This window comes from Candidatus Magnetominusculus xianensis, from assembly GCA_001541255.1.
GTDB lineage: Bacteria > Nitrospirota > Thermodesulfovibrionia > Thermodesulfovibrionales > Magnetobacteriaceae > Magnetominusculus > Magnetominusculus xianensis.
In genome coordinates, this window is sequence record LNQR01000028.1 from 39,504 (window position 1) to 60,553 (window position 21,050).

At 46.4% G+C, this 21,050-nt stretch carries 20 protein-coding genes; 9 read left to right on the forward strand and 11 right to left on the reverse strand.

Annotation, left to right across the window (positions count from 1 at the left end; all coding sequences use genetic code 11):
* Window positions 1-60: 60 nt before the first annotated feature.
* The 10 genes from ASN18_RS03690 to ASN18_RS03735 all read right to left on the reverse strand — a co-directional run bounded on the left by ASN18_RS03690 (window position 61) and on the right by ASN18_RS03735 (window position 10,068).
* Complete coding sequence (locus tag ASN18_RS03690; protein WP_085051260.1) at window positions 61-723, reverse strand: hypothetical protein; 663 nt, start codon at window positions 721-723, stop codon at window positions 61-63.
* Window positions 724-772: 49 nt separating this feature from the next.
* Complete coding sequence (locus tag ASN18_RS03695) at window positions 773-1,063, reverse strand: hypothetical protein (RefSeq protein WP_085051261.1); 291 nt, start codon at window positions 1,061-1,063, stop codon at window positions 773-775.
* A 10-nt stretch (window positions 1,064-1,073) separates the two neighbouring features.
* A complete protein-coding gene (locus ASN18_RS03700) occupies window positions 1,074-4,097 on the reverse strand; it encodes a beta strand repeat-containing protein (protein ID WP_085051262.1) in 3,024 nt (1,007 codons plus the stop codon).
* Window positions 4,097-4,522, reverse strand: a complete 426-nt coding sequence (locus ASN18_RS03705) for a hypothetical protein (protein WP_085051263.1) — start codon at window positions 4,520-4,522, stop codon at window positions 4,097-4,099. The genes ASN18_RS03700 and ASN18_RS03705 overlap by 1 nt, the downstream gene beginning before the upstream one ends.
* Before the next feature lie 58 nt (window positions 4,523-4,580).
* The gene (locus ASN18_RS03710; protein ID WP_085051264.1) at window positions 4,581-4,850 is read right to left on the reverse strand and encodes a hypothetical protein; all 270 of its coding nucleotides are present in this window, start codon (window positions 4,848-4,850) and stop codon (window positions 4,581-4,583) included.
* Window positions 4,851-4,874: 24 nt separating this feature from the next.
* Window positions 4,875-5,246, reverse strand: a complete 372-nt coding sequence (locus ASN18_RS03715; RefSeq protein WP_085051265.1) for a D-Ala-D-Ala carboxypeptidase family metallohydrolase — start codon at window positions 5,244-5,246, stop codon at window positions 4,875-4,877.
* A gap of 22 nt (window positions 5,247-5,268) precedes the next feature.
* The gene (locus ASN18_RS03720; RefSeq protein WP_085051266.1) at window positions 5,269-5,556 is read right to left on the reverse strand and encodes a hypothetical protein; all 288 of its coding nucleotides are present in this window, start codon (window positions 5,554-5,556) and stop codon (window positions 5,269-5,271) included.
* A gap of 21 nt (window positions 5,557-5,577) precedes the next feature.
* Window positions 5,578-5,949: a hypothetical protein gene (locus tag ASN18_RS03725; protein ID WP_085051267.1), complete on the reverse strand. Its 372-nt coding sequence runs from the start codon at window positions 5,947-5,949 to the stop codon at window positions 5,578-5,580.
* Window positions 5,950-6,393: 444 nt separating this feature from the next.
* Window positions 6,394-8,388 (reverse strand): glycosyltransferase family 2 protein, encoded by a 1,995-nt coding sequence (locus ASN18_RS03730; protein ID WP_085051268.1) that lies wholly within the window; start codon window positions 8,386-8,388, stop codon window positions 6,394-6,396.
* Between the two features lie 105 nt (window positions 8,389-8,493).
* The gene (locus ASN18_RS03735; protein WP_085051269.1) at window positions 8,494-10,068 is read right to left on the reverse strand and encodes a glycosyltransferase family 39 protein; all 1,575 of its coding nucleotides are present in this window, start codon (window positions 10,066-10,068) and stop codon (window positions 8,494-8,496) included.
* A gap of 196 nt (window positions 10,069-10,264) precedes the next feature.
* Here ASN18_RS03735 and ASN18_RS03740 point away from each other — a divergent pair, with 196 nt between their 5' ends.
* The 9 genes from ASN18_RS03740 (at window position 10,265) to ASN18_RS03780 (ending at window position 20,018) form a co-directional block, all read left to right on the forward strand.
* Window positions 10,265-11,953 (forward strand): methyl-accepting chemotaxis protein, encoded by a 1,689-nt coding sequence (locus ASN18_RS03740; protein ID WP_085051270.1) that lies wholly within the window; start codon window positions 10,265-10,267, stop codon window positions 11,951-11,953.
* Window positions 11,954-12,204: 251 nt separating this feature from the next.
* A complete protein-coding gene (locus ASN18_RS03745; RefSeq protein ID WP_085051271.1) occupies window positions 12,205-12,465 on the forward strand; it encodes a co-chaperone GroES in 261 nt (86 codons plus the stop codon).
* Window positions 12,466-12,475: 10 nt separating this feature from the next.
* Window positions 12,476-14,122 carry a chaperonin GroEL gene (gene groL / locus ASN18_RS03750; protein ID WP_085051272.1) on the forward strand — a complete coding sequence of 549 codons (1,647 nt, stop codon included), beginning with the start codon at window positions 12,476-12,478 and terminating at the stop codon, window positions 14,120-14,122.
* Between the two features lie 180 nt (window positions 14,123-14,302).
* Window positions 14,303-15,322, forward strand: a complete 1,020-nt coding sequence (hrcA, locus tag ASN18_RS03755) for a heat-inducible transcriptional repressor HrcA (protein ID WP_085051273.1) — start codon at window positions 14,303-14,305, stop codon at window positions 15,320-15,322.
* A 16-nt stretch (window positions 15,323-15,338) separates the two neighbouring features.
* Entirely contained in the window at window positions 15,339-15,959 is a 621-nt protein-coding gene (gene grpE / locus ASN18_RS03760) for a nucleotide exchange factor GrpE (protein ID WP_236861488.1), read from the forward strand.
* The gene (gene dnaK, locus ASN18_RS03765; protein ID WP_085051275.1) at window positions 15,952-17,877 is read left to right on the forward strand and encodes a molecular chaperone DnaK; all 1,926 of its coding nucleotides are present in this window, start codon (window positions 15,952-15,954) and stop codon (window positions 17,875-17,877) included. Before grpE ends, dnaK begins: the two co-directional genes overlap by 8 nt.
* A 2-nt stretch (window positions 17,878-17,879) precedes the next feature.
* A complete protein-coding gene (gene dnaJ / locus ASN18_RS03770) occupies window positions 17,880-18,986 on the forward strand; it encodes a molecular chaperone DnaJ (protein WP_085051276.1) in 1,107 nt (368 codons plus the stop codon).
* A 6-nt stretch (window positions 18,987-18,992) separates the two neighbouring features.
* Window positions 18,993-19,769: a 16S rRNA (uracil(1498)-N(3))-methyltransferase gene (locus ASN18_RS03775; RefSeq protein ID WP_085051277.1), complete on the forward strand. Its 777-nt coding sequence runs from the start codon at window positions 18,993-18,995 to the stop codon at window positions 19,767-19,769.
* A 21-nt stretch (window positions 19,770-19,790) separates the two neighbouring features.
* Window positions 19,791-20,018 (forward strand): DUF2283 domain-containing protein, encoded by a 228-nt coding sequence (locus ASN18_RS03780; protein ID WP_085051278.1) that lies wholly within the window; start codon window positions 19,791-19,793, stop codon window positions 20,016-20,018.
* A gap of 31 nt (window positions 20,019-20,049) precedes the next feature.
* On the opposite strand, the gene ASN18_RS03785 is transcribed toward ASN18_RS03780, so the two are convergent.
* A complete protein-coding gene (locus ASN18_RS03785; protein ID WP_085051279.1) occupies window positions 20,050-20,532 on the reverse strand; it encodes a tellurite resistance TerB family protein in 483 nt (160 codons plus the stop codon).
* Between the last annotated feature and the right edge of the window lie 518 nt (window positions 20,533-21,050).

Below are 21,050 nucleotides of genomic sequence, written 5' to 3' on the forward strand. Positions count from 1 at the left end.
CCCCCATTGAATGTGTTGATTCCGGCGTCGAAAACGCCGTTTACAAATACGCTGTGTTTCCTAAGCGGTTACCCTGCCTTCTTTGACTGCACGAAAGATGCGGGACTCAAGTGCATCTGCCTCTTTTTCTCTGCCTTTGTAGCGGCCTCTGACTACATCCTTGTAGAAGTTGTGAATTTCAGAGGCAGTAAATGTATCATCGCTGCCAGTGGGTCTGGCTGCATTACTGACGGTACGCGGTGGTACGGCGTAACGGTCTATGTTTTGCACCTGGGGCGGTGTGAGCTTCGCAGTGGGAGTAACCTGTACGCTGGGTACGCCGACTGTTTGGCCCGGTTCGGCCTGTGTCTCAGTGGATGCCTGAGTATCACCGGTCTTGTCATTGACATCATCCTCTTCATTGACGATAATCTCGGGGACGATGACTTCAGGACTTTTGTTGTTGTCTGTGGTGTTGTCGGTCTCGAGTTCGCTTAAGACAATGCTCAACATCTTTTTTACCGCGTTGTATGTGTTGGGGTTTTCATCGCGGAAAGCGGCAAGCTCCTCGTCCTCATCGATAGACTTACAGATGCTGCAAACGTACTTCGGGTGCGTGTTTTCTTCCTGTGGGTCTGCCAGTGTATCGCTATCCTGATGTACAAGGGTAGTCTGACTTGGCAGACTTGAATCAGCGGCAGGTAAGTCTGTCTCTGGTGCTTCCAGCTTTACGTTTGTTTCCATATTTGTCCTCCTTATGTTTTATTGAGGGGGCACTGCCCCCCCTGGGTTTTTATTCGCCGACCGATTGAAGTGCGGCGACCTTGGCAAGCTTCCTGAGTATCTCCTTTACGTCTTCCATATTCTTAACCGCGTCTATTTGCTGGCTGATTGTGGCGTAGTCAGTGATTTCCGCCTTTATATCCTGCTTGCGCTGGTGTTTTTGCATGACGACTGCCTGCTGGTCTGCGCTTATTACACGCTTAGGCTCTGCATACGCAAGCGTCAGACCCAATATCAGGCAAACCATTATCAGCGTTGAAACTATCATTACCGTTATCCATGTATCCTCTTTTACCATCATCTTCACCTCCTTATTGCACCAATAATGCGGCTGCGCGAACAGCAGTGCCCTTATTGGTGACATTGTCGTTGTTGAACGTCATAAGTCTCCACCTCATCTGATTGTTGCTGCCTTCAAGAGTTGCATCACCGCTCAGCAGATTCCACGCCGGTGTGCTTGAAGTCCCCGCCTGTATAACGTCGTCCTTTGCAAGTGTTACCTGTGTCCATGATGTCCCGTTGTCTGATGACACATATGCCTTCAGGTCAGTATTAAGAGTTATTCCCTGCGTGGTATTGTCCTGCTGTACAAATATCAGCCTGGCCTTTGTTGGATTGAACGGGGCTGTATACGGCACTGATGTTAATAGCATGTTGCGGTATGTTGCTAATACATCCCCTGCTAATAAGTGCATTTCACCAAGCTGCGCATAACCACCTTGCCCGGCTGTAACATCGAACTTCCAAAATTGATATGTCGCAAGACCTCCCGAAAACATATATGTATTGGTTTTTCCATATGTAAGTGTTATACCACTCTGACTATCAAGCAAAGTCCATGACGAGTTATCATTTGAACCATAAAAACCCCATGCAGTGGGGGCATAATTATGATTAAACAAAATATTGTACCCCTGAAGAACTATCGGAGCACTAAACTCGAACTCAATAGTCGGCAAACCTGCGGCACTCCAAACACCACCTAATACTGTAGAGTTGTCGCAAAGATTTGTTACTATCCAGTCGCCCCCCTGACTAGGCCCGTATATTCTCGGATACCCTGGATAATCAGGCGCGGAGCATAAATTAGTTCCGGCTACACCACCGCTTGCAGGGACACTAACATACGTATGGTCAGACACAAGGTATGTAACATTATCACTCCATGCCACTGTCCGGTTATCTATCCCAGCTTGATTTTCAAATTTGTCAAATACACCATCCACCATATTGAAAACACTGAGTGCTGCATGGATTGCCAACTTAAAGAACGCCAGAATAATATTGTCAATTACCCAGTTTGCTACCTGTGCCTGACCGCTCTGGTTAGTTGTCAATGTAAAATTGTCTATGCCGCCAATGCTTCCACCGCCGCCACCGGTTGCCGTTATAACACCGGTGGTATTGTCATAACTTATACCAGTACCAGCCGATAACGCCGTCCGTGCCGCTGAGTTCGTAAACCATAGGTTTGTCCCCTGCGTTATATTGTCTGTATAAAGAGTGAACCAGTTTTTAGTTCCGTTGTACCAGTCGCCGCTTGTTCCGGTGGCAACAGTCGCTTCTTTTGAGTTGAGCGCAGTTTGTAAGTCGCTTTGAGCAGACAGCGTGCCGGTTATGCCGCCCCATGTTCCCCCGCCGCCTCCCCCGCTTGCCGCGATGGTTATCGAGTTGTTATCGTTTGTGATTGTTATGTTTGAACCAGCGGTTAAGGTGTTTAACCCGAACGTCCCGTTGTCATTGCCGATTAATAGCTGCCCTTTAACCGGCGTACTTGTGACACCGGCAATTGAGATCGCGCCGGTTGTGCTGTTATATGACAGGGGCGCAACTGCCGAGACCGCTGCTCTTGCCAGGCTGTCCGAATAGAATTTGTTCATAACGCCCTCGGTGATGTTGTCGGTATTGCCTGCGGCAACACTGCCTCCCGAGGCAGTCAGGACACCTGTTAAGCTGCCAATCTTCAGCCCCCCTGAGATTGTTGTATTGCCGGTTAGCCTGTCTATTTGATATGTCTTAACCCCATTGTTTTCGGTGAGATACAGACCATTTGGGTCAACCCTGAAGTAATAACCAGGCAATTCAGAGTTTGTTGCCTTAAGGGAATACAACCCGAACCGGTCGTTTTTCACTCGGGCATATGACAAATCACTGGATGTCATAGTGTCGCCCTGCAAATTAGGGCCATAGACGATAATGCCCTGAGATGATACATTTGTAGCGTCGCCATCACCCTGAGATGCCCCAAGCCGCAAAACTGAATTTGGCATGTAGTTCCATATCTGATAGCGTGAGAATGCGTCCATCGTTCCGATTTTTACGATGTTATTAATGCTTAAAACATTGCTTACTGTCAGGTTGTCATAGGTAGGTGCTTGTGGACTGACATACGAGATTATCCCTGTAGTATTGTCATATGTAATACTGCCTGCACCGGACAGTGCTGCACGTGCCGCCGAGTTGGTAAAGTATAGGTTGCCGGTACCCTGAGACAGGTTATCAGTAGTCATGCCGGAGAATGCCGTGTTGAAGCGCGACTGGCTCCAGTAGAGCTTACCTCCCTCTGTAACGTTGTCTGAGTAAAGAAAAAAATAATTGCCCGTGCCGTCAAGCCACTTGTTTGTGGTAGTGCCAGTTAGAGATATAGCCCCTGTGCCGGAGTTGTAGTCTATCAACCCGAGACCTGTCAGGGCAGCCCTTGCCCTTGCATTTGTGTAGTACAGGTTGGTTGTCCCTTCAGTTGCGTTGTCCGAATAAAAGGTAAACCAGTTCTTAGTGCCGTTGTACCACCTGGTATTTGTTCCGGCTGCAACCGTTGGCTCTTTTGTGTTTAGTGTAGTTTGTAAGTCGCCTTGTGCAGACAGCGTGCCTGTTATGTTTCCCCATAGGGGGGAGCTGCCCGTGCTTGCAGCTATAGTTACGGAACCGTTATCATTTGTGATAGTAACGTTTGAGCCAGCGTTAAGCGTATTCAGCCTGAATGTCCCGTTGTCATTGCCGATGAACATCTGGCCTTTTACTGGTGTAGTTGCCAGGCCAGTGCCGCCGGATGTTATAGGCACTGTAGTCAGGGAAAACACACCTGTTGATGTGTTATATGAAAGAGGAAGTGATGCAGACAGCGCTGCCCTTGCCCTTGCGTCCATGTAATACTTATTAAATGTCCCTTCAGTTATGTTGTCAGTTGTGATACTGCTGAGGTCGCCGTTATAACTCGTACCACCACCACCAACGTTAATTGTCCGGCTGAAGCCAGACCAGCCATAACACGGCACACCATGTATTAAAAGCAAGGCGGTAATCAGTGAGACAGCTATACCCCTTGTCATATTCATTATTTCACCCCCGTGCATCTGACAGTCACATATGGATTTGTCCCGCCCGTAAGCGTAACCAGACTGGCGCGTATCCTCTGAACCGGTGTGTCAACAATTGAAAATGACGCAAATCCGGCAGCAAGCTCAGAAGGAGACAAGTGGTATAGTGCAATTGCCGTTGGGCTAAACTTGTTCAACCTCGAAGGGTTGCATTGTGCCGGAGTACATTGATTTCCATTGATGACCACGCTTACGGCGGTTGTCGTGTTTTGGGATACATCTACATCGCATGACCATGTCCTGAACTCAGCGTACGATACATCTTGTACTTCCCCATCGCCTGTTTTGTTGTCATTGTATAAGACGTACATGTCGGCATTGGCAGCCTGTAAACATATCAGCATAGAAACTGTACTTAGCAGTGTCAGTAGTAACTTTTTCATTGTCCTGGCCTCCCTGGATTTTAAGATTCAGTTATATGTGCGGGCTGATATGCCCGTTTTAGCGCCCCCACTTTTTCAGATACTCTAAGAACAGATTTGCTATAAGGGTAATCAACACCGAGCCAATCAGCATGTAGAGTTTTCCAAACATGCTGTTTATAGATTCCTTGAACTGCTTTATCTCTTTTTGAAAGTCCTTCAGTTCATTCCAGAAATCCTTCAGGTCGCCGTTGAGTTCGTCGAGGGAGTTGTCGAAATGCACATGTCTTTCATCCTGGCGCTTCTGGCACTCCCTGCATGCCTCCATAGATACGTGTGTATCAGTCATTGTACCTCCCTCTCAGGGTATGTCTCAGGCGTAAAGCCATGCAACCTTTTGCGGTTTATCCTTGTCGATATCCAGATGCACTAAAGTCGTGCCAATGCCAAGTCTTTCGACCCCTGCGTCGATGGCGGCCTTTGACACCAGATATCGCTCATGGCTGCTTGCTATGGAAATGTCGGTAGCAAGTCCCTTTAAATGAGCCGAATCTGACTTCCCACCTATGGCCTTGTTGTGCGTCTTGCAGCGGCAGCCGGAGGTTATCTTAAGTGCGATACCTGCCGATTCCCTTATCTTGTCAAGGGTTGCTACAAGTGCTGCTGATATGTTGTTTAACCCACACCCGCAGCGGCAGGTAAAGTCCTCTGTTTGCCCTGTGGCACTTGGTGTCTGTCTTTCCATGGCTTTTTCCTCCCTGCTGGTTTTAGTAAAATGCTGTGCATCGCAGTGTTTCATCGCACGGGGAGCTGTTTTGCGCCTTAAGTGTATCCAGCCTCCTTGCTGCGACCTCTGGCGTAAGGAGTTTGGTAAGTTCACAGAGGCACTGGGCCATGCCTTGCCCCATCCTTAAAAGTACGTCCTCACGCTGGGTATCGTTTCTGGATGACTGCAGTGTGTGCTGCCTTTGCAGCCACTGCCTTACGGCGTCCCACTCTGGTTGACGGCTTAATGTGATGACTGCCGTTAAGAACTCCTCTGTTGGTATTAACATGGTGTCGTCTCCTGTGTTGGGCTATTCATCCTGGTATTCCTCGTCTTGTGTCTCAGTGTCAGTAGTATCAGTGCAGGTTATAAAGTTGTCCTCGCCCCTGATTCTGCGAAGGCGCTCCTCGTAGGTTTCCATCTGGATGGTCTCTTCTGGAGCGGCGGCTTTCTTTTTTTCGTAAATGTACTGGGCCAGCTCCATGTAAATCTTGGCACGGGTCTTTGAATCCACATCCGGGTCACGCGCAAGTTCAGCCATTCCAATTAACGGGTCAACGGCCATTCCCTCTAAAACACGGCGGGCGTCAACTGACCTGCAATAAAGTGCAGGGGTAGCTGCCTCCTGCTGAGTTGGCTTGAGTGCCTCATTGACATCTGATGGTGTAGTGTTCTTTCCCATATGCCTCCTATGCGTATTACTGTTAGTTATTTACTAACTCTATATGTAATATATAAATTCGCATAAATGCCTTATAAAGCCAATGAACACGCCATTCTCCTATTCGCATGGTGCTTGAAAAGAGTAAAAAAGGGCAAAAAAAGCTACAATATTGTATGTAAGCTACAATATTGTAGTATAGGGGTAGATGTCATAGGCTGTAAGTAGCTGATAAAACGATACAAAAATAGTTGGTGCTATAATGCTGATTTTATAGTCATTTATTAACTATGTACTATATTACATAATAAATAGTAGTATAATATATCATAATAGCTTGATAATACATGATATATATGATACTATATTATAATTATATGATGATAAATAATGGTACAGCAGATATGCAGCGATTTGTCCGTATTTTAGCTGATTTTTCAGGCTTGAAGGTAAATTACGGCAGCATTACCTCAGCATGTCCTTTGCATAGGTCAGGTAATCGTCGTCTTTCTCCAGCTTGTCATACCATCTGGCGAAAAAGCGGACTGATTTCTTCCACTGTCCTGTGTGGTATCTTAAGTCAGGAATTGGCATAAAGTTGGGATACTTATAGACCAGCATCATTCCATCTTTTGCGAATGACACCTTATGTCCCTTGCTTTGGGCGGCAAGGCACGCATCCACAATAAAATACTCTACGTTTTCGTCAAACCCGCCTATGGACTCTATGACAGTGCGTGTAATTGCACAGAAGGCGCTGCTTACATACTTAGGCGGCTTACCCTGTGTGGTGATATTATATGGTGTGCAATTGAAGTCTGTTCCAACGCCCAGATTATAGGGTGTTAAGTCAGGGTTTCTCAACTCAATCCCGGCAATCCCGCCGCTCAACACCTCTGTTAAGCCATCGTCCTTGTAATAGTAGATGCCGGGAAGCATAAACACTATATGCTCACCGGTTGAGACCTCTACGCCGCGATTGTACAAAACGGCAATGCTGTCGTCTTTGCAGTCAACTATTGTTATGCCGCTTGTGGAGCTAAGTACGACCTCTTTTATGCTGTCGTCGTTTGCAACGATAATTATCTCGATGTCCTCGTGGCGGCAGTTCCATGATATAGAGTTTAATGTTGCCATTAATGGCAGTGCGTCTTTGCCAGATGGGATTATGATGCTTAACCTGTTTTTTATTGCGGTATTTTTTAAGCAGACAGAGGTGTTGCGCCCGTTTATGCCGACATCTTTTGTTTCAAAGATAAACGATATGATGTCTAATGCCCTGTCTATTGATTTACCGTCGAGGCGGTAGAAGACCCTGTCCACAAAATTAGCTGCCGCTTCTTTTATTGCATCGGGGATGCCCTTTTCCATTGTCTGAAACAGTGCCTCCCAGTTACCGGCAGGGGAGACGGGCTGTGCCACGCCGATGTCTTTATAGTACTCTTCGCCGTTTAGGATATTGTAGAGATCAAAGAGCGGCTTTCTGAATGCGAGGGCCTCAACGCCCAGCGTTGTCTTCCCCATTACGATGCAGTAGTCTGAGATGGCAAGTATCTTGTAAGGGTCATAGCTGAACACGACAACTGCGCCTGGGAGCAGCTCTTCAATAGTTTTTTTGATTTCAAGAAATGTTGGATACATTACCTGAGGGTGCCACTTAAATACGCATACTAAGTCAGGGCGTTTAAGCGCCTGAAGCAGCTCGCCCCACATCGAGCGCTCTGTTACAGCGCCCCAGTGTGTGTTGGGCATGAAGGCAACAACTTTTTTGTCGTTTGGAATGGATAGTTCTTTTTTGATACTTTTTATCATAGAGGGAAGCGTGAATTTTTTGATAGCGTCGTCGATATGCGTATTTCCGACTATCATCAGTTTGTGGAATGAGCATTTATGTTCCAGAAGGGTATCTCTGGTCTGAACGCCCCAGATGAGGTTGAGCATTGAGTATTCGGCATGGGTTGAAAAATTAAGCATAGGGTTATAGTAGTCCCCTTCCTGAAGGGTGATATAGGGTATGTCATGTTTTTTAGCTAAGTGGCCGATTTGCTTACCCCAGGGGTTCATCTCGTGGAGGGTTAGAAACATATCCGGCTTTTCCTGTGTTATCAGGGCTTCAAGGCAAAAGTAGTCCTCGACATTTCTGTTGAGAGACCTGTGCTGCTGAAACAGCGACCAATGCCTGAAACCATGCCATGAGAAGTTCACGCCTGTCCACTGGTCAAGCAGTTTATTGGTTGCAGCCTTGATGTTTGCATTGGTCTCATGGTTAGCGTATTCGATAAGGAATTTGCATTTAAACCCGTTTCGTAATACATCGCCTTCGTAAGGATAGTCCACGAGGGTGGTAAAAAACAGAATCTCGGCCCCTTGTTTACGGGCTTCCCCAGCGATGGGAAATAGGAACCTGCCGTGATGGGGCAGGGCATTAAATATGGCGATCTTTTTACCTTTAAGTTTCATAGCTCTCCAAAATGGTCTGATGTCAGTCTGGACATCTGCACAACGCCAGTCAGCTATTATACACGATTATTTTACAAGTTCACAATCTCCCCCAAAATCCTCTCTTTAATATATCTTTTTCTTAAAAGCAATAAATACTTTTTTATCTGACGGTGTAACATATTCATATAAATCTGGCTCCGGAACACTTCCCACCGGGCTTGAGTTATATACTTCTATTTTAAGCATATCATAGTTTGTTTTCAAAAACTCAGAAATAGATAGCATATCAATAGAAAAACTTTTTCTCATAAAATATTCATTTATACCGGAGACAGTTTGCGGGAAAATCCAATCCGGCATCTCTACAGATGTCTCCATTGCCTCTTCAACCCTGATAACTTTTAATTTTGTATAAAATATAACAGGAAAGTCTGAACCTAATCCTGATACAAGCAGAGACTGCCCAGGCCGCGTGTTTTCATTCAAAAAGGCAATTATCTCCTCAGAGCGGTTAACATATGGCGTGATTCTCTCCATAAACATGTTCATGATAGTGATTACAGGTCTCTGGTACTCAAGATTTACTGGTTTGGTCTTAAATAGTTTAAATAAAGGAAGCCCGGCGTATCCAATGAGGTTTGAAACACACAGTACTGCCAAAATCGTATAACGCAGTATCAGGGGAGTCTTTCTCAGGGTTAATGACAATAGGACAATAAAGACCGGAGCAAGTGCGATCACATAGCGAACATAAAACGATTTATAGTTTACAATAAATACGAGTTGAAGCGGTATCATGACAAGGAGAAAGAATATCATATCCCTGGAAATCCTATTGACGACAAAATCGCCTCTTCTCCAGAAATAAACAGGCAGCGGAAGCACTAACAGGGGAAACATCGTCATATTGATTTGCATAATGTAAAAAAGCAGCCTCTTATAGTAAAATGCGCTCCCCACATACCCTGACTGAATCCAAAGGCGCGCGTATATAACCCAGACAAGGGCAACGGCAAATAATATAGTGGCAGCAATTATCAGGTCGTAGAAAATCCCAGGGTATTTTTTCCTGAATATTAAGCCAGCAACCAGCATCAATATCACATTGCCCGGCACAAACAGATAATTACTGTAAAACTGGCAGGTAAGGGCTGTTGCAATAAGGGCAATACCCAGCCGCTTTCTCTGTAACAGCAGATAAAATCCATATATAAACAATACCTGCATGAAAACAGATATAGAGTAGTACCTGCACTGGCGGCTATGCAGAATCAATGCCTCGTTTGTTACAAGCAGAAGCAGTGTTATCAGCGCCATCTGCCTGTCTTTGAAACAAACCAAGACTATGTAAAACAAAAAAATGACAGATAAAAATCCCAAAAGGGCAAAGGGTAATCGCGCTGCAAACTCGTTTTTCCCAAGTAACGCAAAAGAAACGGCCGTTATATACTCACTAAGCCAGGGCGAAAACACCCACACAGAGTCCTTATTGAGGTCATCGGGAGTAGAGAAAATCAGCCGGTTTGTCCCGTCATCCCCCAAAGGGATTCCGTATTTAAGTATGTTGACGGCAAGATTAGTCGTAACAGTCTCATCTTCCCATAAAATCCTGCCATTAAGTCCATATAAATAAAAAAACATGCCTATGAGTAAGGTTATACATAGAACTACTGCCGTTTTTCTATCTAATTGGCTCATTGCTGCTTGACTCAAGAGATACACACCCCCAAGGCACACCGTGTCTGATTAGAACGTATATTATGTTTTTGCATAGAGAATGTCAATATCCCGAATTGCCTCACCCGTTTGGTGGTATAGATAATTTTGTATTTTCTATGTTATTATTTCACTCGTAGTAAATTGGTATTCGGATGATGCAGCACAAGGGGGTCGCATGTTAAGTAAATTAAAGATCAGCCATAGGTTATGGTTAATCGTGTCTATTGCCATTGCCGGGTTTGCCGTAAACATAGTAATAAGCGGGTATTTTTTTAAAGAAACTCTGATGTCTGACAGGCAGTTGAAGACGAAACATCTTGTGGAGACGGCCTATGGCGTAGTAGATAACTATTACAAACAGTTCAGGGAAGGTAAAATATCCGAAGCCGATGCGAAGTCACAAGCAATGGGTGTAATTAAGTCTCTCAGATATGACGAGAAAGAGTATTTTTGGATCAACGACATGCACCCAAATATGATTATGCACCCGTATAAGCCCGAACTTGACGGCAAAGACCTATCAGATTTTAAAGACCCTAACGGCAAACGCCTGTTCGTGGAGTTTACCGATATGGTAAGAAAGAACAAAGAGGGTTTTGTATATTACTTATGGGCAAAGCCCGGGTTTAGCAGTCCTGTAGAAAAGCTGTCTTTTGTGAAAGGTTTTGAGCCGTGGGGCTGGATAATCGGAAGCGGTATATATCTGGATGACGTTAGCGCTGCCCTGAAACAGGAGGCCGCCAAGGGTGTGGGCGTCACGCTTGTAATAGTTGTTATATTAGGGATTTTGTCGTTGTTCATAACAAGGAGTATATGCGTACCACTGTCTGAGATAGTCGGTCAGGTCAATTTAATGGCCGAAGGGGACTTAACTGGAGAGATTGCATGTGAAGGAAATAGTGAAATTACTGTACTTGCAAAAAATATGAAGGTCATGCACGATACCCTGAGAGGTATCATCGGCCAAATTTACGCCTCCTCAGAGCATTTCTTTTCAAAAGTCGGGGCGCTGACAGATAAGGCCGCTCTAATGTCCGACGGTGCTTCAAACCAGTCCGAGCAGGCAATGACCATTGCAACCGCCGCCGAGGAAATGAGTGCCACCATAGTTGACATAGCAAGAAATGCCTCCATTGCCTCAGAGACAAGCATTGCCTCTAAGCAAACGGCCGCCAAAGGTAAAGATGCCGCTGATATAGCCGTTGGGATTTTTAATGAGGTATATGAATCCACAATAGAACTGTCCGGTATGGTGGGAAGCCTCAACAACAGTGTCTTTGAGATCAGCAACATCTTAGTGGTTATTAAGGACATAGCCGACCAGACAAATCTCCTGGCCCTGAATGCCGCAATCGAGGCCGCAAGGGCAGGGGAACAAGGACGAGGGTTTGCCGTTGTTGCCGACGAGGTGAGAAAACTTGCCGAGAGGACAATCAAGGCAACAGATGAGATTTCACAGAAGATTTCCACAGTCAAACAGGACTCTGACAAGACCACCAAGTCCATGTCCGAGGCCTCAGCAAAGGTCACCCATGCTACCGGCTCCATAAAAGAAGTTGGTGAAATCCTGCATCAGATGGTCTTGTCAGTTCAAAGCGTGGCAGACCAAATCACCCAGATAGCTGCATCGGTGGAAGAACAATCTGCCGCATCCGGGGAGGTTGCTGAAAATATTGATAAATCGTCAAACATTTCAAGAGATATTCTGCGTATGTCTGAGGATGTTATGACTGAAGTTACTGCCATCAATGAAATATCCGGAGAGCTAAACTCTGCCGTATCTGGGTTCAAGACAGGAAACGAAGTCCGCGCTATCGGCCATAAGCCCATGCACGGCAAGAGGTCTGCAAAAAGACTGCTATAGCGCCTGCGCAGTCCGAGGCTCAGGCATATTGCCAGATAGACATGATGTATTTCTACATAAACTATTGATTTATCGTGGTTATGCGTAGTATCATATTGAAGTTGAGCCTCTCTGCTTTCTGCGCGTGAATCTGAATTCGCAGTAAAAATGTTTTGATGTATAAAAAAAACTTGCAAAATTATGAAGTGTGTGTTATATTATTAGCAATCACTCGGTGTGAGTGCTAATAACAACGAAGGGAGCGTGACTCTATGAAGTTTAAACCGTTAAAAGAGCGTGTATTTGTCAGCTACAAAGAAGAGTTGGAGAGGACTGCCGGCGGCTTGTATGTGCCGGACACGGCCAAAGAGAAGCCGCAACGCGGTAAGGTTGAGGCCATTGGTTCAGAGGTCAAGGAGCTGAAGGTTGGAGACGAGGTATTTTTCGATAAGTATTCCGGCTCGAAGGTTCAGATTGACAGTGTTGATTATTTAATAATCAAAGAAGAAGACGTCTTAGGAATAATCGCATAGGAGGGTATAAATGGCAGCTAAACAGTTACTTTTTGATGAAGCGGCAAGAAGGGAAATCCTTGAGGGTATAACCGTACTTGCCACTGCCGTAAAGGCAACGCTTGGCCCGAAGGGCAGAAACGCAATTATTGACAAGAAATACGGTTCTCCGACAATCACCAAAGACGGCGTAACGGTCGCAAAGGAGATAGAGCTGAAGGAACCGTTTCAGAACATGGGCGCACAGCTTTTAAAAGAGGTTGCCTCAAAGACCTCTGATACCGCTGGCGACGGCACAACTACAGCTACAGTGCTGGCACATGCCATCTACAAAGAGGGCGTAAAGAACGTAGTAGCAGGCGCACATGCGATGGACCTAAAGCGCGGCATGGAGAAGGCCGTAACAGCGGTTATCGATAAACTCAAGGCGATGACCAAGAAAGTAGCGGACAAGAAAGAGATAGCACAGGTTGGTACTATCTCTGCCAACAATGACCCCTCAGTTGGGGACCTCATCGCAGAGGCGATGGACAAAGTCGGCAAAGACGGCGTAATCACCGTAGAAGAGGCCAAGTCCATGGCAACCGCCCTCGAGGTAGTCGAAGGTATGCAGTTTGACCGCGGCTATATCTCACCGTATTTTGTTACAGACTCCGAGAGGATGGAGGTCGTATTAGAAAACGCACACATCCTTCTTTATGACAAGAAAATCTCCTCGATGAAGGACCTGATTCCGCTGCTTGAGCAGATTGCAAAGATGGGCAGGCCGCTTCTCATTCTGTCTGAGGACGTAGAGGGTGAGGCGCTTGCTACATTAGTCGTAAATAAGCTGCGCGGTACGCTTCAGGTATGCGGTGTAAAGGCCCCAGGCTTTGGCGAAAGGCGTAAGGCCATGCTTGAGGATATCGCAATCCTGACCGGCGGCACGGTAATATCTGACGACCTTGGCATGAAGCTCGAAAACGTAAAGATGACCGACCTCGGACGCGCCAAGAAGATAACCGTAGACAAGGACAACACGACCATAGTAGAAGGCGAGGGCAAGCAGGATGCGATTAAGGGCCGTGTAAAGCAGATAAAGGCTCAAATCGAAGAGACCACCTCTGACTACGACAGGGAGAAACTCCAGGAGAGGCTTGCAAAAATCGTAGGCGGTGTTGCAGTAATCAACGTCGGTGCGGCTACTGAGACAGAGATGAAGGAGAAGAAGGCTCGAGTTGAAGATGCCCTTCACGCCACCCGCGCAGCCGTAGAAGAGGGCATAGTGCCCGGCGGTGGAGTTGCCCTTCTCAGGTGTATCGCAACGATAGATGACCTGAAGTTAACCGGCGACGAGAAAATTGGCGCCAGCATAATTAAAAAGGCGCTTGAGGAGCCAATCAGACAGATTATCAACAATGCCGGTCTGGAAAGCGCAATAATAATCGAGAAGGTAAAGGCGTCAAAGGACGTGAACTACGGCTTTGACGCCCAGAACGAAAAGTTCTGCGATATGATGCAAGAGGGTATTATCGACCCGACCAAGGTAACGCGCTGTGCACTGCAAAACGCGGCCTCAGTGTCGTCGTTGATGCTGACCACCTCGGTGATGATAACAGACCTGCCCGACAAGGATGAGAAGATGCCAATGGGCGGCGGCGGTCACCCGGGTATGGGCGGTATGGGAGATATGTACTAGGATAAAAGTTTCAGGGGGAGGCTCAGGCTTTCCCCTGAAAATATATTTTGCATCTCACATATTGTTATATCAATGTGTTAGTCTGTTGTTGTTGAAGTGATACTTGATGTACAATATGAGGCATTGTTAAATCATTTAAAGTATATGTATAATATTAGGTTAATTACATAGATTGACACTATGGACACGAGAACGAGAAAGATATTATTCGCCGTGATAGAGAGCTATATTGGGATAGCCGCTCCGGTGGGTTCCCGGTATATCAGCAAGCGGTATGGCTTTGGGCTGTCATCGGCGACGATTCGTAATACGATGAGCGACCTTGAGGAGCTGGGGTTTTTGAGCCAGCCATATGCCTCATCGGGGCGTGTCCCTACGGGTATGGCCTATAGGTTTTTTGTTGAATCGCTGCTTGAGTGCGGTATGTCTCAAAACAACAATCTCCTTTCAATGCTTTCAGACAAGGCCACAGATACAAAGGCTAGTATCGATGATTTTCTTGCCATTATCTCACGGCTGATGTCCGACTGCTCCCACTACATGGGCGTTGTCCTGTCACGAACGACAGAGAGCAGCATCCTGCGTAAGATTGAATTTTATTCATACAAAAAAGACATGATTGTGGCAATCCTGCTTACGGAGTACGGCGTTGTGCGCCACATGATAGTGGAGTCCTCTGGCCGGTTGACTCAGGCAGATATGAACGAGATAAGCCGTTACCTGAACGATGAGTACGCAGGCTCAACCTTGCGGGATATTAAAAAGGCATTGTTAGAGGATGTGGCCGAAGAAAGAGTACAGTGCGATACGCTTAAAGAAAAGGCAAAGTGTCTGTGTAAGACCGTCTTTTCGTCTATAAATGCTGATATATTTATCTCCGGCATGAGCGAGTTGATCAATCTTCCCGATTTCGACGACATTCACAAGATAAAGGAGCTGTCCAAGGCTATTGACGACAAGAGCCTGATGATAAATCTGCTGGATAAGATATTGCAAAGCGAAGGGGTACAGGTGATTGTCGGCAGCGACCCGCTGCTTGATGAAAAGGCACTGAGCCTGGTGGCCTCGACATTTTACGAAAAGGGCAGACCGTTTGGCGTACTTGGCCTGATAGGGCCGCAGAGGATGGACTACGCCAATGCCATATCTATTGTAAGCACGTCTGCGAATTTTCTGTCCAAACAGCTTGGGTTTATATAGCGCGCAGGAGGTACATTTGGAAGAGAAAAAGATTGATATAACCGTCGGTGAAAACGCAGCAGGCACTAATGAACCTGCAGCACAGCCCGATGACAGCGACATCATTTTGGAAATCAAGCCTGACGAACCAGACCCTATAGAAAGGCTCAGGCTGGAAAACGCCGAACTTCAGGATAAGTACATGCGCATGTACGCGGAGTTTGACAACTACCGCAAGCGTGTACAGAAAGAGAAAGATGAGATATATAAGTATGGGACAGAGTCTCTGGTGTCAAGTCTGCTTGTCCTTGCAGATAACCTCGATGCTGCACTCTCACACGTTAAACCTGGGGCAGCGGATGCCTTAGCGCAGGGTGTGGATATGACACGTAAGGAACTCAGGAAGATTCTGGCCTCTAACGGGGTCACAGAGGTAGAGACAAAGGGAAAAACCTTTGACCCTGCCTTCCACCACGCGATGGCAGAGGTAGAGCGCGACGACCTCGCAGATAAGACAGTAGTAGAGGAATTTAGAAAGGGATACGTATTTAAGGACAGACTAATCAGGGCTGCGCTGGTGTCGGTATCAAAAAAGGCGTCAGAGCCAAAAACTGATAAAAATAATGATGAAATAAATAAGGAGGCAGACAATGGCTAGGGCAATAGGGATAGATTTAGGGACGACGAACTCGTGCGTTGCGGTGGTGCAGGCCGGTGAGCCTGTTGTGATACCAAACCAGGAAGGCAACAGGACGACACCCTCAGTGGTTGCGTTTACTGACAAGGACGAGAGACTCGTAGGGCAGATAGCAAAGAGGCAGGCGATAACTAATCCTGAGAATACGATATTCTCTGTTAAGCGTCTGATGGGCAGAAAGTACAATTCCCCGGAGGTGCTTGACGCAATAAAGCGGCTGCCATATAAGATAGTAGAGGCACCAAACGGCGACGCCCATGTGGAAATCCGAGGGAAACGTTACGCCCCGCCGCAGATTTCGGCAATGATACTGCAAAAACTCAAGCAGGCCGCCGAGGATTTTCTTGGTGAGACGGTAACAGATGCCGTTATCACAGTCCCCGCGTACTTTGACGACAACCAGAGACAGGCCACAAAAGAGGCGGGTAAGATTGCCGGACTGAATGTCCTCAGAATAATAAACGAACCAACCGCGGCATCGCTTGCCTATGGCATTGACAAGAAAAAAGAGGAGAAGATTTCGGTCTATGACCTCGGCGGCGGTACGTTTGACATATCGATACTGGAGATAGGCGAGGGCGTCATTGAGGTCAAATCGACAAACGGTGATACGTATCTTGGCGGCGATGATTTCGATATACGCATAATGGACTGGCTGGTGGATGAGTTTAAAAAAGAACAGGGCATTGATTTAAAGAAAGATAAAATGGCGCTGCAACGCCTCAAGGAAGCGGCAGAGAGGGCAAAGGTAGAGCTGTCAAGCGCTGCTGAGACGGAGATAAACCTACCGTTTGTAACGGCTGACGCATCCGGGCCAAAACACCTGCTGCTTAAGCTCTCAAGGGCGAAGTGTGAGCAGCTCGTCGATAATTTAATAACACGCTCCATAGAGCCATGCAAGAAGGCGCTGAAAGACGCTGGTCTGTCAACCTCTGAGATAAACGAGGTACTCCTTGTTGGAGGCTCAACGAGAATGCCCAAGGTTATTCAGACCGTACAGAGTTTCTTTAACAAAGAACCCAACAGAACTGTGAATCCTGATGAGGTCGTAGCGGTAGGGGCGGCAATCCAGTCTGCGGTATTAAAAGGAGACGTAAAAGAAGTCCTGCTCCTTGACGTAACCCCGTTGTCGCTGGGCATTGAGACACTTGGCGGGGTATTTACAAAACTCATCGAGAGAAACACGACAATTCCGACGAAAAAGAGCCAGACATTCTCAACCGCAACGGACAATCAGCCGGCGGTTACGATAAAGGTATTTCAGGGCGAGAGGGAGATGGCAGGGGACAACAAGCTGCTTGGCAATTTTGAGCTTCTTGGCATTCCACCGGCCCCGCGCGGCGTCCCTCAGATTGAGGTGACATTTGACATAGACGCTAACGGCATACTCCATGTCTCGGCCAAAGATTTGGGCACGGGCAAAGAACAGTCGATTAAGATAACCGCCTCAAGCGGCCTTTCCGATGATGAGATAAAAAAGATGGTCAAGGATGCTGAGGCACATGCCGACGAAGACAAGAGGAAGAAAGAACTGGCAACCGTCAGAAACGAGGCAGACACGCTCGTGTATGCGGTTGAGAAATCACTGAAAGAATATGGTGATAAGCTCACACCGGCTGAAAAGGCAGAGGCAGAGGAGAAACTTAAGCGCCTGAAAGACATTAAGGACACATCCACTAACCCTGAGGAGCTTAAAAAGGCGGTAGAGGAACTAACAACAGTATCTCATAAATTTGCCGAGCAAATGTATAAAGATGCAGCGGCAAAGCAAGCATCTGAACAGGGGCAGCAGCAAGGCGCTGGCGGGCAGAAGGCAGGAGGCCCTGAAGAGGAAGTAGTAGAGGCAGAATTTGAAGATGTTGACAAGAACAAGAAATAACAATGAAAGACTACTATAATATATTAGAGGTTGACAGAGGGGCATCGCCCGATGAGCTGAAAAAGGCCTACAGGAAGATGGCCTTAAAGTATCACCCGGACCGTAACTCAGGTGATAAAGAGGCCGAGGAGAAGTTTAAGGAAGTAAACGAGGCATATTCGTGCCTGTCTGATGCCAATAAACGAGCCCATTATGACAGATTTGGCACGATGGCTGGAATGAATGGAGTGGGCGGCGGCGGTGGCGCGGCTGATTTTGGATTTGGCGCTTTTACCGACATCTTTGATGATTTTCTGGGGGATATTTTTGGCGGTGGAGGCGGGCAGAGAAAGCAGCGGGCGAGGCGTGGGCAAGACCAGCGCTATGACCTTGAGATAACGCTCCTTGAGGCAGCCTTTGGCACGGAGAAGAAAATCACAATCCCCCGAATGGAGAGCTGTGACAAGTGCAGGGGCAGCGGTTCGGCAAGCGGACATCCCCCTCAGACATGTTCACAGTGTAATGGGAACGGTCAGGTGCGTTTTCAGCAGGGATTTTTTGCAGTAAGCAGGACATGCGGCAAATGTGGCGGGGCTGGAGTAACGGTGACTGACCCGTGCGGTGAGTGCGGAGGCAGCGGCAGGACAAAAAAGATGCGAAACCTCAACGTAAAAGTCCCGGCTGGTATAGATGCTAATACGCGTTTGAAGATGACATCAGAGGGAGAGTCCGGAGAACGCGGCGCGCCCCCGGGTGACTTGTACATATTTATTAATGTAATCGAGCATCCATTTTTTAAGCGCCACGAAAGAGACATATACTGCGAAATTCCAATCAGCTATCCAACGGCAGTGCTTGGAGGTGAGATTGAAGTACCCACGCTTAAGGGGGTATCGAAGCTGAAAATACCTCATTCAACGCAGTCGGGTGAGCAGTTTAAGTTAAGAGGGGAGGGCGTCCAGCGCGTCGGTGGTGGTGCCCGCGGAGATCAAATCGTCCGGGTCTACATAGACATCCCAAAGAAAATAACCCCCAGACAGCGTGAGCTGCTTGAGGAATATGCCCATATCAGCGGCGACGATGTACAAAAGACATTCAAGGAAAAACTGAAGGAGATGTTTACGGGCTGATAGTAGATGCCTAATATATTTGTCGAATCTACGGCAGTCCAGAGTGCAGCTCTGACCATCACCGGTGAGACTGCCAGATATATTCTTACAGTACTGAGATATAAGACCGGCAGTGAGTTGTTCATATTTGACGAAACTGGCCGGTATTTTAAAGGTATAATAACCTCATGCAGCAAAAATGCCGTACAAATATCTGTCACCCCTCACCCAGCGCCAGATACCGAATCTCCACTGTCGATAACACTATGCCAGGGTTTGTTGAAGGGGTCAAAAATGGATATAGTGGTACAGAAGGCCGTCGAACTTGGAGTAAAAAGGATAATACCACTGGTAACAGCGCGTACACAGCTTGACTACACGAGAAAAATCGATAGATGGAAAAAGATAGCAGCAGAGGCGGCAAGGCAGTCGATGAGAGTTGTGGTACCTGAGATTAATGAAGCCGTGAATTTCTCAGCCTTAACAGACGCAATACGAGCAGATGGCGCCACTGCCGTCATGTTTTATGAAGGCGGCGGGAAGGGTCTTAAGGAAATCCAAAATCTGGAGATAAAAGAAAAAGCAATCTACATCATAACTGGCCCGGAAGGGGGATTTTCATCTGAAGAGGTTAAGCGTGCTGAACACTCCGGCGCAGTAATTGCAACGCTGGGAAACAGGATATTAAGGGCAGAGACAGCGGCCATTGCTGCTATTACACTGGTTCAGTTTGTATATGGCGATATGGGTGACAGCCGTGGGACGTCTGATGACATGACAGAGAAGAAGAGATTAGAATTATGATATAATGAAGAGGACAACGATATGGAATCGATAAAGATACTTGAGAAAAAAGAGAATTTTAATTGGGATTATGATCAGGAGGCAGATGTGCTTTACATAAGTGTAGGCGAGCCGGAAAAGGCTCTTGGGATTGATATTGGTGAAGGAGTAATAATGAGGTATGTAGAGGACTCAAGTGAACTGGTGGGGTTGACCATTGTAGGAATTAAAGAGCGTTTTCTTAAGGGGCTAAAAAATAGGGTATGTTAACTAAACTGTGTCAGACTAAAGTAGGATTGTTTTAAAGGCCGACGTGTTTCATTGTCTCAGCCACATTGGGGTCTTTCAGGGCGAGTTCCTTTAGTACCTTTTCGATTTTATCTGTCTTTTCCTCAAGTTCACTGTTTTTTCTAACAACCGGAGCAAGCGTGGTACGTCTGTCCCATAAGACAAAACCCACTAATGTGAGCATCCCAGCAATCAGTACATACATCAGCCCGTATAGGTCGTTCATCCGATGATTTAATGCGTTGAAACCGTCGTTCATCTGACGATTTAATGCGTTAGAACTGTCGTCCATGCGTTGATTAACAGCCTTTAACCCTTCATCAATTCGGACTTCGACTCGTGTCAGCCTGTCTTCAACGCGCGACAGCCTATCTTCAACACGGTTTAGCCTTTCCCTGTCTTGCTGGGTGAAAGACGAGTCTGCCGCACACACCCATGAAGGGAATATCGCAGAAAAAAGTAATGCTATCACCGCTATACGAAGTACTTTATTCATGAATTCATCGCCCTCGCTTAGAATAATTATAACATGCGGCAGGTAAGTCAGTCAATATTACAAAAATCAACCTGAATACAGAATCATTCTAAGCCTGCCAAAGGCATTTTCTGACATTCACAATGATTGTTCACCAAAAGCAACTAAATTTATCATACATAATACAGCAAAGTAATATAATATTAACTATGATAAATAATTATAAATATTCATATGTTACAAATGTGTTACTGATAATATATCTTCACATCAATGTTATATATAGGCAACATGCTATTGCTGTTCTATGTTACATAATAGTAACACTCTTCACAATAACAAAATAATGCTTGACATCATATTGTCATTTATGTTATTAATCAAACAACAATAATTTCGATGGGTGTGGGCTGTGTGTATTTTGTTTTTGTAACATAGAACTGCTTGCAAAAAGGCTGTTTCAGCCTTTATCGTGTGTATATACGGGAGGACATACCATGAGAAGTTTTTCTGAATTTTTCAAATCGTTCAAGTCAAGT

What these genes read in the sequence shown, in the direction of transcription:
- ASN18_RS03690 (WP_085051260.1), bottom strand. Translation starts at nt 723, where the DNA reads ATGGAAACAAACGTAAAGCTGGAAGCACCAGAGACAGACTTACCTGCC.
- ASN18_RS03695 (WP_085051261.1), bottom strand. Translation starts at nt 1,063, where the DNA reads ATGATGGTAAAAGAGGATACATGGATAACGGTAATGATAGTTTCAACG.
- ASN18_RS03700 (WP_085051262.1), bottom strand. Translation starts at nt 4,097, where the DNA reads ATGAATATGACAAGGGGTATAGCTGTCTCACTGATTACCGCCTTGCTT.
- ASN18_RS03705 (WP_085051263.1), bottom strand. Translation starts at nt 4,522, where the DNA reads ATGAAAAAGTTACTACTGACACTGCTAAGTACAGTTTCTATGCTGATA.
- ASN18_RS03710 (WP_085051264.1), bottom strand. Translation starts at nt 4,850, where the DNA reads ATGACTGATACACACGTATCTATGGAGGCATGCAGGGAGTGCCAGAAG.
- ASN18_RS03715 (WP_085051265.1), bottom strand. Translation starts at nt 5,246, where the DNA reads ATGGAAAGACAGACACCAAGTGCCACAGGGCAAACAGAGGACTTTACC.
- ASN18_RS03720 (WP_085051266.1), bottom strand. Translation starts at nt 5,556, where the DNA reads ATGTTAATACCAACAGAGGAGTTCTTAACGGCAGTCATCACATTAAGC.
- ASN18_RS03725 (WP_085051267.1), bottom strand. Translation starts at nt 5,949, where the DNA reads ATGGGAAAGAACACTACACCATCAGATGTCAATGAGGCACTCAAGCCA.
- ASN18_RS03730 (WP_085051268.1), bottom strand. Translation starts at nt 8,388, where the DNA reads ATGAAACTTAAAGGTAAAAAGATCGCCATATTTAATGCCCTGCCCCAT.
- ASN18_RS03735 (WP_085051269.1), bottom strand. Translation starts at nt 10,068, where the DNA reads ATGAGCCAATTAGATAGAAAAACGGCAGTAGTTCTATGTATAACCTTA.
- ASN18_RS03740 (WP_085051270.1), top strand. Translation starts at nt 10,265, where the DNA reads ATGTTAAGTAAATTAAAGATCAGCCATAGGTTATGGTTAATCGTGTCT.
- ASN18_RS03745 (WP_085051271.1), top strand. Translation starts at nt 12,205, where the DNA reads ATGAAGTTTAAACCGTTAAAAGAGCGTGTATTTGTCAGCTACAAAGAA.
- groL (WP_085051272.1), top strand. Translation starts at nt 12,476, where the DNA reads ATGGCAGCTAAACAGTTACTTTTTGATGAAGCGGCAAGAAGGGAAATC.
- hrcA (WP_085051273.1), top strand. Translation starts at nt 14,303, where the DNA reads ATGGACACGAGAACGAGAAAGATATTATTCGCCGTGATAGAGAGCTAT.
- dnaK (WP_085051275.1), top strand. Translation starts at nt 15,952, where the DNA reads ATGGCTAGGGCAATAGGGATAGATTTAGGGACGACGAACTCGTGCGTT.
- dnaJ (WP_085051276.1), top strand. Translation starts at nt 17,880, where the DNA reads ATGAAAGACTACTATAATATATTAGAGGTTGACAGAGGGGCATCGCCC.
- ASN18_RS03775 (WP_085051277.1), top strand. Translation starts at nt 18,993, where the DNA reads ATGCCTAATATATTTGTCGAATCTACGGCAGTCCAGAGTGCAGCTCTG.
- ASN18_RS03780 (WP_085051278.1), top strand. Translation starts at nt 19,791, where the DNA reads ATGGAATCGATAAAGATACTTGAGAAAAAAGAGAATTTTAATTGGGAT.
- ASN18_RS03785 (WP_085051279.1), bottom strand. Translation starts at nt 20,532, where the DNA reads ATGAATAAAGTACTTCGTATAGCGGTGATAGCATTACTTTTTTCTGCG.